At 61.7% G+C, this 759-nt stretch carries 1 pseudogene; it reads right to left on the bottom strand.

The features are described 5' to 3' along the window. Window positions 1-201: 201 nt before the first annotated feature. Window positions 202-759, bottom strand: a pseudogene (locus PQU94_RS18000) (UxaA family hydrolase); the annotation flags it as partial.

Genomic DNA, 759 nt, shown 5'->3' with positions numbered 1-759 from the left:
ATCAGGGCGGTTTTTCCGGAAAGTCGTGACATGGTGCGGTCTCTTGAAATCATTCCCCTCCCCCGTTTTATGGGGAGAGGGTTGGGGTGAGGGGCAAAGACTCTGACGGTGACGGTCTGCGCATTCAGAACCCCCACCACCGCATCTCAGCTTCGCTTCGTGCGGTCCCCCTCCCCAGTAAACTGGGGAGGTATAATTAGGTTACGCCCGGCGCAGCGGGAGGCAGGCCGGGCCCAGCGGGTCGAAGGCCTTATAGGTCAGGATGAACTCCTGATGGCCGAGCGCTTCGGATTTTGTCGGTGCGCCACCGGCGACGGCCAGCACGCTGTCGATAATCTCCTGCCCGACCTCATCCAGCGTGGCGCGACCTTCCATGATCTTGCCGGCGTCGATATCCATATCCTCGCTGAGCTTGCGATAGGTGTCGGGATTGGCGCAGACCTTGATCACGGGCGAAATGGCCGAGCCCACCACAGAGCCGCGGCCCGTGGTGAACAGGGTCACGTGCGCGCCACAGGCGATCAGTTCGACGATTTCCGCATTGTCCGAGATGTTGGGGAAGCCGAAACGCGGCTCACCATCCGGCACCACATCGAGCAGGTAGAGACCGCCCGTCGGCGGCAGATCACCGGGTTTCAGTATGCCGCAGATGGGCGCCGATCCCGACTTGGAATAGGCCCCCATCGACTTTTCTTCCTGCGTGGTCAGGCCGCCTTCGGCATTGCCTGGTGCGAACGACCCAAAGCCCATGACGGTGTA

This window comes from Asticcacaulis currens, from assembly GCF_028550395.1.
Lineage (GTDB): Bacteria > Pseudomonadota > Alphaproteobacteria > Caulobacterales > Caulobacteraceae > Asticcacaulis > Asticcacaulis currens.
The sequence above is the reverse complement of the archived record's forward strand: the minus strand, read 5'-3'. Positions and strand labels throughout refer to the sequence as shown.